Consider the following 12,559-nt stretch of genomic DNA (forward strand, 5'->3'; position numbering starts at 1 on the left):
TAAACATGGGTAAACAATGGTTAAAGGTTCACTGCGTTCACGTGGGATGGCTCCCTTTGGTCGCGGGGAAAGCTCGTTTTACTCGCGAGAAAAGCGCAACGCGCGTGTTGAAATCTTGCTTTTAGAGACAGTTTTTACGAGACGGAGTCTCATTTCTCGACTGCGCAGCAGTCATTTCCCGTAGGGCGAAGCCCTGCGTCCCACAGTCGCTTTGCGACTAATACGACTGCTTCCCAATCGCTTAACAATAGCCCCACAACTGTTTGATCCACAGTCGCTTCGCGACTAATTCCCGATTCACCGACTCACCGATGACGGGCATTTCCCTGAGTGGTTAAATATATTTAATTTAATCTTTTTCTGGCCAACAAACCAACTGATAACATATAGTGAGGAATAAACTATGAAAAAACCTGAACTGCTGGCACCTGCCGGCAATCTCGAAAAATTAAAATACGCAATTTCATACGGCGCCGATGCTGTTTACCTTGCAGGACAAGCCTACGGCCTACGTGCAAAGGCAGGAAACTTCACTGCGGCGGAAATGAAAAAGGGCATAGAATTCGCCCATTCTAACGGGAAAAAGGTATATGCCACCCTTAACATATTTGCCCACAATCAAGACTTTGCAGGTTTAGAAGAATATATAAAGACCCTGATGGATTTAAATATCGACGGCGCAATCGCCGCTGATCCAGGCATCATAAGCGTAGCTAAAGCTGCTGCGCCAGACCTAAGGATATCCCTAAGCACCCAGGCAAACAACACTAACTACCATAGCGCAAATTTCTGGTATCAAAACGGCGTAAAAAGGATCGTGCTCGCAAGAGAGATGAGCATTGAGGAGATAAGCCAGATAAGGGCAAACACTCCCTCGGATTTGGAGCTTGAAGCCTTCGTCCACGGAGCAATGTGCATGTCTTACTCAGGCAGATGCTTATTAAGCAACTACATGGCAAACAGAGATGCTAACAGGGGAGACTGTGCCCAGCCTTGCAGATGGAACTACACCCTTATGGAGGAGAAGCGACAGGGAGAGCATTTTCCTGTGTACGAGGATGCCAGGGGAACCTATATATTTAATTCCAAGGACCTTTGCATGATAAAAAGAATCCCCGAGCTTGTAGGCGCAGGAATCGACAGCTTTAAAATCGAGGGCCGTATGAAAAGCCTTTATTACGTGGCAACAGTTGTAGGAGTATACAGAAGGGCAATAGACGCCTACTTCAACGATCCTGAGGGCTATAGCTTCAACCCTGAGTGGTTCGAAGAGGTTCAAAAGGTTAGCCACAGAGGCTACACGGAAGGATTCGCCTTTGAGAAGCCGGGACAGGAGGAGCACAACTACTCCACCAGCTCATACATCAGAAATTACGATTTCACAGGCTCTGTCCTTGGTTACGACAAGGAAAAGAAGCTGGCGAAAATCGAAGTCCGCAACAAGATATTTTCCGGGGAGACTATGGAGATCATGTCACCTGGTAAAGAGCCTAGAGAATTTATAATCAATCAGATAATCGATGAGGAGGGCAGCACCTTAGAGGATGCTCCCCATCCTAAGCAGATAATATATGTGCCTTGTGAAGAAGAGACGACTAAATGGGATCTTCTAAGAAGAGAAATAGTTTGAAGCAAAAGCACATGCTAATTTCTGTCATCCAGAGGACCGGCTTAGCCGGGACGTAGGGATCTCAGAAATTACTGTAACCAGTAATGCATGGGCTTCAAATACCATTGCAAATTATAGAATCACCTAAGATTTCTCATTGCATTCGAAATGACGGATTTAGGTATTTGTTTTTGACCCCAAAGGAATCCCTGCATACTTACAACTTATAACCTACATCTTACAACTTGTTTCCCGTAGGGCGAAGCCCTGCATTTCACAGTCGCTCAGCGACTAAACAACTGCCCCACGACCGCTTAACCGATTTTTAACTATAACTAAAAAAAGGAGCTGAAAATATGATTTCACCCACAAAGAAACGTATCGCACTAATTGCCCACGACAACAGAAAAAAAGACCTGTTGGAATGGGTCAAGGAAAATGCCGACTCTCTTATTAACCACGAGCTATGTGGCACGGGAACAACTTCATCTATCATAGCAAAAAACACCGGACTTAAGGTCAAGGCATACAAAAGCGGCCCTCTTGGGGGGGACCAGGAAATCGGAGCCCTTATTTCCGACAACGGAATAGACCTATTAATCTTCTTTTGGGATCCTCTTACTTCACAGCCCCACGACCCTGATGTAAAGGCGCTTTTAAGAATAGCTGTTCTTTATGATATTCCAACTGCCATGAATAAGACTGGAGCAGACTATCTTCTTCAAAGCGGGCTTATAGACAAAGAATACGAAAGACATGATATGCAGAAATGAAAAATGCAGACATGTGGGCTTTATAGTCTACAAAATGTCTGCATTTTTTAAAACAATTATTGACCTGTATTCCCCGACTCATGCAAACATCTGTCATCCAGAGGACCGGCTTAGCCGGGACGTAGGGATCTCAGTAATTACTGTAACCAGTAATGCATGGGCGTCAAATACCATTGCAAATTATAGAATCACCTAAGATTTCTCATTGCATTCGAAATGACGGATTTAGGTATTTGTTTTGACCCCACAGGAATCCCTGCATACTTACAACTTATAACCTACAACTTTACAACTTGTTTCCTTTTTCTTAATTTCTTTTCTTTTCCAAAAAAAATGCTATAATAAATATAAATTAATAATTCGTTCAAAATTTCAAATTAATTTTCAAATTCAAGGGTATACATACCATATACATTTTATTCACAAAATAAACGATTGCAGGTGATAACATGAGGCATGCAAAAAGAATCGGTGATCTGCTGGTTGCCAGCGGCAAGATAACCCAGGAGCAATTGGCAGAAGCCATACAGCTTCAACAGGTTAAAAAGCAAAAGTTAGGAGAACTTCTCGTAACAGAAGGCATAGTAGACGAAGAGGATATAATAAACGTTCTTAAGTTTCAGCTTGGCATACAGCGGGTTGATTTTGAAAACACATATGTTGACAAGGACGCTGTAAAATCCATACCCTACGTACTTGCCAAGAAGCACATAACGGTACCCTTGTTTTACGATAACAGCGACAACTTAATCGTTGCAATAAACGATCCTCTTGATATAATCGCTCTTGACAACCTTAAGCTTGTTACCAAGAAAAACATAATCCCCTTTATCGCCACAAAGAAGGAAATCATAGACCTTATCGAAAGGTTCTACAATACGGATGATGCTGCCAGAGCCGTTGAAGAGTTCAACAAATCTCAAAGCCTGGACGAAGTAGAGCAGACTTCACAGGACAACATGGAGCAGATAAACAACGCCCCTGTGGTAAGGCTGGTTAACAACATCATAGAGACCGGCGTAAGAAGCCAGGCGAGCGATATCCACATCGAGCCCTACGAGGACAGAATACGTGTTCGCATGAGGGTTGACGGCGTGCTTATTGAAATGATGAAGCTTGATATCAGAACCCACAATGCAATCGTAAGCCGTATCAAGATCCTAAGCGACCTTAATATCGCAGAAAGAAGGCTCCCCCAGGACGGGGCCATAGTCTTAAAGATTGACAACAGGGACATAGATTTCCGTGTATCCATTCTTCCTACGATATACGGTGAGAAGGTAGTTATACGTATCCTTGACCAGGCCCAATTTCAGATGCGCATGGAGGACCTTGGCTTTACAGACTTTGAAATGAAGCATATACAGGACTTTTTAGCCGCCCCACACGGGATAATCCTTGCTACGGGACCTACGGGAAGCGGAAAGTCCACCACCCTTTATACCTTGCTCAGAAACTTAAATACCGCATCGGACAATATAATTACCGTAGAAGATCCTGTAGAGTACAAGCTTGACGGAATAAACCAGGTGCAGGTAAATACAAAGGCAGGCCTAACATTTGTGGCAGGCTTAAGGTCCATACTTAGGCAGGACCCTGACATAATAATGATTGGTGAGATACGTGACGTAGAGACTGCAGAAATCGCCATAAGGTCATCTATAACAGGCCACTTGGTATTTAGCACTATCCATACAAACGACGCGGTATCCACGATTTCCCGTCTTATAGACATGGGCATACCGCCCTATCTAGTGTCTTCATCAATATACGGCATAATATCTCAAAGGCTTATCCGAAAATTATGCCCAAGATGTAAAGAAAAATACCAAGCTTCTGTTCCTGAGAAGGAACTGCTGGGTATAAATCCAGATGAGGAGCTTATTTTATACAGTGCCAAAGGTTGCATAAGCTGTAACAATACGGGATACAAGGGCAGGATGGGCATTCACGAGGTGCTTAAGATCAACAGACACATGCGTGAAAAGATATCCGCCGGGGCCACCTACGACGAGCTTGCCGACCAGGCAAAGCTTGACGGAATGGTACCTCTTATGCAAAACGCCAAAGACCTTATACTGGAGGGCATCACGACAATAGAAGAGACACTGGAAATAACTTTCTTTACAAGTGAATAGATATTAATTTTGGGGGGATGCATTATGAAAAATGACATTTTTGAAATGTTGAAAGCAACATCGGACAAAAAGGCTTCAGACCTTCATATCACAGTAGGTCTGCCTCCTATGATTAGAGTAGACGGAGCACTTCGTCCACTGGTCATGGAGGATCCTTACACGCCTGAGGAGTCACAGAAGCTTATCTTTTCTCTTATGGACAAGCATCAGATATCTGTTTTAGAGGAAAAAGGCCAGGTGGATTATTCCTACTCCATTCCCGGATGGGGACGCTTTAGGGTAAACGCCTATATGCAGAGAAACAGCTACTCTATGGCCTGCAGGGTAGTTGCAGCTAAAATTCCTACCTTGGAGGATCTTAGCTTGCCGGAGACCTTAAGAGACCTTACCAGGCTTAACAAGGGGCTTATCCTGGTTACCGGACCTACGGGAAGCGGAAAGTCCACCACACTAGCATCGATGATCGACATAATCAATGAGGAGAGAAAGAGCCATATACTCACCTTGGAGGATCCAATAGAGTACCTTCACAGGCATAAAAACTCAATGGTAAACCAGCGTGAGGTCGGCCACGATACAGACAGCTATTCCTCAGGGCTAAGGGCTGCACTTAGGGAAGACCCGGACGTTATCCTTGTAGGGGAGATGCGTGACCTGGATTCCATATCAATTGCCCTTACTGCTGCAGAAACCGGTCACTTGGTTTTATCCACCCTGCATACCGTAGGCTCGGCAAAGACCATTGACAGGGTAATAGACGTATTTCCGCCACATCAACAGCAGCAGGTAAAGGTACAGCTTTCTACAGTGCTACAAGGAGTAATCAGCCAGCAGCTTATTTCAAAGAAGGACCAGCCCGGGCGTATCGTAGCCCTTGAGATAATGCTTGCGAACCCTGCAATCAGGAACCTTATAAGGGAGGGAAAGACCCACCAGGTAAACTCCATCATACAGATGAGCGCCAAGACAGGCATGGTCACCATGGACAACTACCTGTTTGACCTTTACAACAAGGGGCTTATAACCATGGACAACGCACTGTTTTATAGTCTGGACCAGGAAAACATGAAGAAAAAATTCATGTAGCAAAGGGGGATCATTATGGCTACATATTCATACACAGCAAAGGATTTAAGCGGCAACACTATAAAAGGCTCCTTCGATGCGGCAAGCAGGGACGAGGTAGTGACACTTATACGTGAAAAGAAATACATACCCATAAGCATAGAGGAAGAAAGAAGCTACAGGTTAAATAAAAATATAGAACTGCTAAAGCAAAAGGTTAAGCTTAGAGACTTGGCGCTGTTTTGCAGGCAGTTTGCAACCACCCTTCGTTCAGGCATTACAGTAGTGGATAGCCTGGATATACTTAAAAAGCAGTCCACCAACAAGAAGCTTAAAGAGGTGGTAGAAAAGATCCACGAGGACGTGCAAAAGGGCAACGCCCTGTCCTACGCCTTTTCCAAGGAGCCAAAGATTTTTCCGCCACTTCTTACAAACATGGTGGAGACCGGGGAGGTAAGCGGTACTCTGGACGATGTAATGGATAAGATGGCTACCCATTTTGAGAAGGAGTATAAAATAAACCAAAAGATTAAAAGTGCAATAACATACCCGATAGTAGTTTCAGTGGTAGCAGTATCCGTCGTGGTAATGCTTCTGACATTCGTTATACCTACATTCGTGCAGATGTTTGCTTCATTTAATGCAGAATTGCCACTGCCTACGAAAATATTGATAGCGATAAGCGACAGCATACAAAATTTTTGGTATATCTATATAGGGGTAATTGTACTGATAGTCTATTCAACAAAGAAATATGCCTCTACCCCGGATGGCAGGCTAAGGGTGGACCAATTTAAGCTTAAGATGCCCATATTTGGGGACCTTAATACTAAGATTTCCATGAGCCGGTTTGCAAGCAATCTATCCGTAATGCTTAACTCCGGGGTAGATATAATCCAAGCTGTGGAAGTTGTGCAAAAGGTATTGGGCAATGAGTTCTTAAGGACTCGTCTTGATGATGTGAAAGATGGCATCCGAAAGGGATACGGCCTAGGGATGAGCATGGAGCAAAACGGGGCCTTCCCTCCACTAGTTTATCAGATGGTTGATGTTGGTGAGAGTTCAGGTACATTGGACTATGTACTTGAGAAGGTATCCGACTTTTACGAATCCGAGGTGGATACTGCCATTAGTCAACTTACTACAATCATAGAACCGTTGATAATAGTTGTCTTAGGGTTTATAGTTGCTTTTATAATGGTCAGCATGCTGCTTCCTATGTTCGATCTTTACGGTGTAATATCATAAGAAATTTTTATAAATCTTAAAATATTCTAAAATTGGTGATTGATATAAGTATAATATGGATATATAATTAGCAATGAGGTACAAATAAATTTTAACGAGGGGGATTCATTATGTTAAAACTGAGAAAGATGTTGAAGAGGAACCGTAAGGGCTTTACCCTTATCGAGTTGATTGTGGTATTAGCTATTTTGGCAATTATTGCATTATTGGCTGTTCCAAGATTTTTAACAACGTTAGAAGCTGCTAGAGTAAGTACTGATGAGGCTAATGCTAGAACTTTGGAAAGTGCTGTGCAATTGTATTATGCTGAACATTTAGAATATCCTGATAGTTTGGATGATTTGGTTTCAGATTATATTGATGTTGTTCCTGCAACTCAATCTGAGACATATACAGGTTTTGCATTGCAAGCTAATGGTAAAGTAGTTCCCGAGTAAAAATTCATATCTAGAATTTTGGATATAAATAGAGAGTGGATAATTCCACTCTCTATTTATATCCTATTCAATTGTATCAATTTTCTTTAAATTATATTATAAATAAAATTGAAGTAAATGTTTTTGGGAGGAATTTTATGCACCGAAAATCAAAGTACAAGCAAAAGGGCTTTACACTAATTGAGCTTTTAGTGGTTCTTGCAATCTTGGCCGCATTGACCCTTATGGCCGTTATCAAAATGACACAAATCATCGATACTGCAAATCAGCGTTTAGATATTTCAAATGTGTCCTACCTTAACAGTGCTACAAGGGTCTACCAAGTTGAAATGGGAGACTGGCCGGGGGAGGCAGGGGAGCTTGTACCTAATTATATTGACAAGATACCTGTTTCGCCAACCGGCGGAACTTACGAGTACGACGTTGCCAATAATGAGTTTGTTTACGTGGCTCCGGAATAGATGATTGTCTGAAAACTTACACCTTACAAATTAAATATAATAATAAAAAAAGAGGAATTTGTATTTTTATGGATAAATAAATTATTAACAGGGAATACAGGAAAGTTGAAAGCAAACTACCTAGCACTAACTACCAATAACTAATATTTAGGGTCACGTTTGGATTGACATAGGTAAAATATAGCGATATAATACCTATGTAATGGAGGTGTGTGTAATGAGTGAGCAAAAATTACCTATGTTGCCGCCAAATGCTGAACTAGAAACGAAATCAGTGCTAAAACAATTGGCAAGTGCCAACCGTGCGTTGGCTGAGCTTAAAGGATATGCAGATACGATTCCAAATAAGCATATTTTGATAAATGCGGTCATGATTAATGAAGCCAAAGATAGCTCTGCAATTGAAAATATTATAACAACTCATGACGACCTATATAAAGCAATAAGTGATGCAAGTGGAGCAAGTCTTGCTGCAAAGGAAGTTGTCAGCTACAGGACAGCTTTGTGGCAAGGATATGAGTCTATTAAGGCTCGCAAGATGCTTACAACAAATATGATTGTTGAGATTCAAGGAGTTATTGAAAGGAATCGTGCAGGAATAAGAAAATTGCCCGGCACCATCCTTAGAAATGAAAAAACCGGTGAAACGGTTTATACGCCACCTGTAGGAGAGACTGAAATTAGAGTGCTTCTAAACAATTTCGAAAAATATATCAATGAAGACAATGATGATATTGACCCATTGATAAAACTGGCAGTGATCCATTATCAATTCGAGAGCATTCATCCTTTTTACGACGGTAATGGCAGGACAGGTCGAATCATCAATGTGCTTTATTTGGTTTTAAAGGAACTACTCGATAGTCCTATCCTTTATTTGAGCAGTTATATAATCAGAAACAAGTCAGAATATTACAGACTTATTCAAGAAGTGCGAACCCATGAAAACTGGGAGGATTGGATTATTTATATTCTTAAAGGCATTAAAGAAACAGCAGAAGAGACATTACGATTGGTAAAAAAAATTAAAGCTGAAGTTGAAACAATGAGCGGCGAGATTAAAGAAAGGCTGCCGAAAATATATTCAAAAGAATTAATTGATTTGCTATTTTATGAATTCTATACGAAAACAATATATATTGAAAAGGGTTTGTCTGTAACAAGAAAGACTGCGGTTAATTACTTGTCGGCTCTTGAAAAAGAGGGTTTTCTCGTTTCAGAAAAGATAGGCAAGGAACGAATTTATCAAAATAAACGGTTATACGATTTGGTCAGGCAATAGTCAGGTGACTAAATCTGTCATTTCGAGCCAAGCGAGAAATCTCAGGCGATTCTAAAATTTGCAATAGCATCTGACGCCCATGCATTACTGGTTACAGTGATTTCTGAGATCCCTACGACTCGGCATAGCCGAGTTCTCTGGATGACAGTTTTAGCATGTGCTTTTGCTTTTACTTACACCTTACAAATTAAATATAATAATCAAAAAAGAGGAATTTGTATTTTTATGGATAAATAAATTATTAACAAAGGAATATTAAGAAAGTTGGAAAGTAGTAGGGTCCGGTTTCCATGCCGGACCAAGCATCACCTGAGATTTCTCATTGTATTCGAAATGACGGATCCACACCGTTCAACGTGCCGAAGGCGCAACCAACCAACGAAAGGACTTTTCATATGGACTTATACTTCGCAATCGTATTTTTAATACTAGGCCTATTGATAGGCAGCTTTTTAAATGTAGTCATATACCGGCTTCCGGAAGGGGAGTCCATTGCAAATCCCCCTTCTCATTGTCCAAGCTGCAATACTCCTTTAAAGCCAATAGACCTTATTCCGGTTTTTAGCTGGCTTTTTCTTAAGGGCAGGTGCAGATATTGCAAGGTTGCGATCTCCCCAAGGTACGCCCTTATAGAGCTTCTTACAGGGGTGTCTTTCCTAATATCATACCTGTATGCCGGCATTACATGGCAGCTGTTAGTCCTTTTGGTCTTATTATCCGTGCTCATAGCAGATACCTTTATAGATATGGACCATCAGATAATCCCTGATGAGCTTAATATCTTTCTTTTCCTATTCTTTATTGCCATAAACTTAATAGCTTCCTACATTCCCTGTAAAGATGCCATTTTCGGCGCTCTTGCAGGCTCATTGCCTCTGTTTTTACTGGTGGTATTGACCGGGGGAGCCGGTATGGGCTTTGGGGATGTAAAGCTTATGTTCGTACTGGGCCTATATCTAGGTCTATGGTCAACCCTTCTTACATTGTTCTTATCATTCATCTACGGGGGAGTATTCGGGGTCTTGCTACTTGCCACAGGCATAAAGAAGCGAAAGGACGCCATACCATTTGGCCCTTGGATAGCTATAGCAGCTGTAACTGTTTTGTTTTTCGGCAATCAGATCATCAACTGGTACTTTGGGATGATGTTTAAATGAACGACCGAAGAGGTTTTACCCTAGTAGAGCTCATAGTCACCATATCTCTTATAGGCATCCTGTTTTCAATGGTGATGATAAATTCAGGAGCTATTGCAAGATACAAGGAAAAGCAGGATTTTAAAAACCAGGTTCACGCCGTTTATCACCTGTTCGTGGAAGAAAAACAGCAGGGGATACTTGACGGCAGAAGGCGCCAGGCTTATATATTTGGCGACAAGATATACTTTCAGACTTTGTCTCCCAGTGGGACGAAAACTGAGAAGATAGACTTTAACAACGGCATGAGAGTGGTCACGAACACCTATTTTGGCTCTACCCTGGTATTTAATCCGGTGGGAACTGTCAACAGGGGTGGTCAAATAACATTTCAGAGCAAGGGAGGGGATAAGCTTACCATAGTGGTTCAGATAGGCGCAGGAAGAATCTATCTGAAAGAAGGTGGGACATGAATCTCAAAAGTCAAAAAGCTTCAACATACATCGAAATCATCATATCTTTATTCATAATCGGGCTGATTTCAATAACCTTCATGGGAAGTCTGGGCTTTGCGATCTCCTCTTTGGAGAAGGCATCAAAAGGCTATGGACTGATAATGGAGAGCGAACAGACCTTAAATGAGCTTACAGGTGAACTTAGAACCTTTGGCAGGGAAGAGATGACGGATGAAACAGCAGCATATATGGAGGGTAAGTACACCTCGGATGCTATTGTCGCCGAAATCAATTCAAGAAAGGGAGCCGAAGGTCTGTACACAGTCAAAATATACTACAAGGCACCAAATCTAAACACTTCAGACTTTTTACTCACAAAGGTATATCTTAAATGAAAAACCAAAATGGATTTACTCTATTAGAAACCATCATCTGCATTTTTCTCACGCTAGTGGTATTAACCTGCACGATGCAGCTTGTCAGCGCCCAAACCTTATCCATCGACACCTTGAAAAACAGCATAATCGGTGAAAACAGCGTAAGATACCCATTGACCGTGCTTGAAAAGCAAATAAAATCCTCTGACATTATATACATAGCCTCCGAGAAAGTATATATACGTGACATGGAGAATAGAGACTACTTTAACACCTATTCACTCGGAGGAAAAATGTTATATAAGAACAAGCACAGGGGAAACTTAAATTCCATAGGACTTGGGGCAAGATCCCAGTTTGCATCGGACATAATCAATTTTTCAATGGGACCTGTGGGTGAAGATGGCATTTTGGTTAAAATTGAAAGCGAGCTTCATGGCAGGACATACTACAGAGAAAAACTCATAAAAGCCAGATGCCCGGTGTACAGTATTGATTAGAAAATTTAAAAAAGAAGAGTCCGGCGGCGTATTGATACTTACATTAATCGTTATATTTTTACTTGAAGTTCTGGTTTTGTCCCTGATGCCTATGTCTGTAACCCAGTATAAAGCTGTTTTGAACTACCGGGATTATACCAAGCTGGAATATCTGGCTAAAGGCGCTTTGGATGAGGTGATTTGGATCCTGGAAGATAACTGGGATACAAATGCCGAGTCGGCTTGGCATGAAGAAAAACATGCCGGAATGTATAAGTACAAAATCGATAAATCCGGTGACTTGTCAAAGAAAATCACAATAACAGTCAAGAATGACTCCATCCAACGAACCTACAGCTGTAAGATTGTCAGAAGGTACTATGAAAAGAATCTAACCAAGCTAGCAGACTACCCGGTATACTCATCAAAGGATTTAAAGGTTGCATGTCTTGACCGTATTAACTCAAATAGCACAGAATATCCCCTTGGAACAGGAAAAAATCTCTATATTGAAAATATTCAAAATCCAAATGGTTTAAACCTTGCTGTAAATGGCAATATATATATCAATAGTGGTAATGTACAAAGTTTTATCGAAGGTTATCCTGTTGTTGATAGTTTACTGCCTATTTATGATATTTATGGCATAAACCAATTTATAGCCTTACTAAAAAGTAAGTTTGATGGTAAAATAAAAACAGAAGGAAATCTTCATTTTTTTACGCTTGAAACATTAAATTTTGACAAGGGACAGGAAGTTATGTTCATTGAGGCATCTCAAAAGGTGACCATAAGGGACATCAACTTCAAAGGGTTGCTTATAATCAGCGGTGTCTCTACATTGGAAATATCCAATGCAGGCCTTGACGGCATGCTGATTGTCTTGGGACCCGGTTCCGTTTCTGCCCGCAATTTCACAGTTAACGGTTCGGTTTCGTTTTTGGGCTGTGAGATCAAAGATCCCCTGGATATTAAGGTTAATCACGATAGGGAAGCTCTAAGTCCCTATGAAGTTTATCTGTCAGAGGATCTGGGGGGAAAGGCATCTAGCTTTTACGGTTTGGATGTGTTGGAATATAAAGAGGTTGAGTAAAATCTA

Annotated in this window: 14 protein-coding genes; 13 read left to right on the forward strand and 1 reads right to left on the reverse strand. The window is 41.4% G+C overall.

All coding sequences use genetic code 11. The features are described 5' to 3' along the window. Positions 1 to 149: 149 nt before the first annotated feature. Entirely contained in the window at positions 150 to 272 is a 123-nt protein-coding gene (locus tag BUB93_RS11495) for a hypothetical protein (RefSeq protein WP_278278360.1), read from the reverse strand. A 131-nt stretch (positions 273 to 403) separates the two neighbouring features. On the opposite strand from BUB93_RS11495, the gene BUB93_RS00715 reads away from it, so the two are divergent. The 13 genes from BUB93_RS00715 (at position 404) to BUB93_RS00775 (ending at position 12,553) form a co-directional block, all read left to right on the forward strand. Continuing rightward, positions 404 to 1,630, forward strand: coding sequence for a peptidase U32 family protein (locus BUB93_RS00715; protein WP_073269144.1), 1,227 nt, complete (start codon positions 404 to 406; stop codon positions 1,628 to 1,630). A gap of 335 nt (positions 1,631 to 1,965) precedes the next feature. After that, positions 1,966 to 2,382 carry a methylglyoxal synthase gene (locus tag BUB93_RS00720; RefSeq protein WP_073269145.1) on the forward strand — a complete coding sequence of 139 codons (417 nt, stop codon included), beginning with the start codon at positions 1,966 to 1,968 and terminating at the stop codon, positions 2,380 to 2,382. 449 nt (positions 2,383 to 2,831) lie between these two features. Next, positions 2,832 to 4,520, forward strand: a complete 1,689-nt coding sequence (locus BUB93_RS00725; protein WP_073269146.1) for a GspE/PulE family protein — start codon at positions 2,832 to 2,834, stop codon at positions 4,518 to 4,520. A gap of 24 nt (positions 4,521 to 4,544) precedes the next feature. Next, positions 4,545 to 5,606 (forward strand): type IV pilus twitching motility protein PilT, encoded by a 1,062-nt coding sequence (locus BUB93_RS00730; protein ID WP_073269147.1) that lies wholly within the window; start codon positions 4,545 to 4,547, stop codon positions 5,604 to 5,606. Positions 5,607 to 5,621: 15 nt separating this feature from the next. Continuing rightward, positions 5,622 to 6,833: a type II secretion system F family protein gene (locus BUB93_RS00735; protein ID WP_073269148.1), complete on the forward strand. Its 1,212-nt coding sequence runs from the start codon at positions 5,622 to 5,624 to the stop codon at positions 6,831 to 6,833. Between the two features lie 110 nt (positions 6,834 to 6,943). Next, entirely contained in the window at positions 6,944 to 7,270 is a 327-nt protein-coding gene (locus BUB93_RS00740) for a competence type IV pilus major pilin ComGC (RefSeq protein WP_073269149.1), read from the forward strand. 137 nt (positions 7,271 to 7,407) lie between these two features. Further along, positions 7,408 to 7,731 (forward strand): competence type IV pilus major pilin ComGC, encoded by a 324-nt coding sequence (locus tag BUB93_RS00745; protein ID WP_073269150.1) that lies wholly within the window; start codon positions 7,408 to 7,410, stop codon positions 7,729 to 7,731. Positions 7,732 to 7,948: 217 nt separating this feature from the next. Next, a complete protein-coding gene (locus BUB93_RS00750) occupies positions 7,949 to 9,013 on the forward strand; it encodes a Fic family protein (protein WP_073269151.1) in 1,065 nt (354 codons plus the stop codon). A 395-nt stretch (positions 9,014 to 9,408) separates the two neighbouring features. Beyond that, positions 9,409 to 10,170, forward strand: a complete 762-nt coding sequence (locus BUB93_RS00755; protein WP_073269152.1) for a prepilin peptidase — start codon at positions 9,409 to 9,411, stop codon at positions 10,168 to 10,170. After that, entirely contained in the window at positions 10,167 to 10,622 is a 456-nt protein-coding gene (locus BUB93_RS00760; RefSeq protein WP_073269153.1) for a prepilin-type N-terminal cleavage/methylation domain-containing protein, read from the forward strand. The genes BUB93_RS00755 and BUB93_RS00760 overlap by 4 nt, the downstream gene beginning before the upstream one ends. Further along, on the forward strand, positions 10,619 to 10,999 hold the full coding sequence (locus BUB93_RS00765; protein ID WP_073269154.1) for a hypothetical protein: 381 nt from the start codon (positions 10,619 to 10,621) through the stop codon (positions 10,997 to 10,999). Before BUB93_RS00760 ends, BUB93_RS00765 begins: the two co-directional genes overlap by 4 nt. Continuing rightward, entirely contained in the window at positions 10,996 to 11,481 is a 486-nt protein-coding gene (locus tag BUB93_RS00770) for a prepilin-type N-terminal cleavage/methylation domain-containing protein (protein WP_073269155.1), read from the forward strand. The genes BUB93_RS00765 and BUB93_RS00770 overlap by 4 nt, the downstream gene beginning before the upstream one ends. Then, on the forward strand, positions 11,474 to 12,553 hold the full coding sequence (locus BUB93_RS00775) for a pilus assembly PilX N-terminal domain-containing protein (protein WP_073269156.1): 1,080 nt from the start codon (positions 11,474 to 11,476) through the stop codon (positions 12,551 to 12,553). Before BUB93_RS00770 ends, BUB93_RS00775 begins: the two co-directional genes overlap by 8 nt. Positions 12,554 to 12,559 lie beyond the last annotated feature (6 nt).

Source organism: Alkalibacter saccharofermentans DSM 14828, assembly GCF_900128885.1.
Taxonomy (GTDB): Bacteria; Bacillota; Clostridia; order Eubacteriales; family Alkalibacteraceae; genus Alkalibacter; species Alkalibacter saccharofermentans.

Bases quoted from the DNA above. Each gene is read 5' to 3' on its own strand.
- BUB93_RS00720 (WP_073269145.1), top strand. From the start codon at position 1,966: ATGATTTCACCCACAAAGAAACGTATCGCACTAATTGCCCACGACAAC.
- BUB93_RS00760 (WP_073269153.1), top strand. From the start codon at position 10,167: ATGAACGACCGAAGAGGTTTTACCCTAGTAGAGCTCATAGTCACCATA.
- BUB93_RS00715 (WP_073269144.1), top strand. From the start codon at position 404: ATGAAAAAACCTGAACTGCTGGCACCTGCCGGCAATCTCGAAAAATTA.
- BUB93_RS00725 (WP_073269146.1), top strand. From the start codon at position 2,832: ATGAGGCATGCAAAAAGAATCGGTGATCTGCTGGTTGCCAGCGGCAAG.
- BUB93_RS00735 (WP_073269148.1), top strand. From the start codon at position 5,622: ATGGCTACATATTCATACACAGCAAAGGATTTAAGCGGCAACACTATA.
- BUB93_RS00730 (WP_073269147.1), top strand. From the start codon at position 4,545: ATGAAAAATGACATTTTTGAAATGTTGAAAGCAACATCGGACAAAAAG.
- BUB93_RS00745 (WP_073269150.1), top strand. From the start codon at position 7,408: ATGCACCGAAAATCAAAGTACAAGCAAAAGGGCTTTACACTAATTGAG.
- BUB93_RS00765 (WP_073269154.1), top strand. From the start codon at position 10,619: ATGAATCTCAAAAGTCAAAAAGCTTCAACATACATCGAAATCATCATA.
- BUB93_RS00740 (WP_073269149.1), top strand. From the start codon at position 6,944: ATGTTAAAACTGAGAAAGATGTTGAAGAGGAACCGTAAGGGCTTTACC.
- BUB93_RS00770 (WP_073269155.1), top strand. From the start codon at position 10,996: ATGAAAAACCAAAATGGATTTACTCTATTAGAAACCATCATCTGCATT.
- BUB93_RS00755 (WP_073269152.1), top strand. From the start codon at position 9,409: ATGGACTTATACTTCGCAATCGTATTTTTAATACTAGGCCTATTGATA.
- BUB93_RS00750 (WP_073269151.1), top strand. From the start codon at position 7,949: ATGAGTGAGCAAAAATTACCTATGTTGCCGCCAAATGCTGAACTAGAA.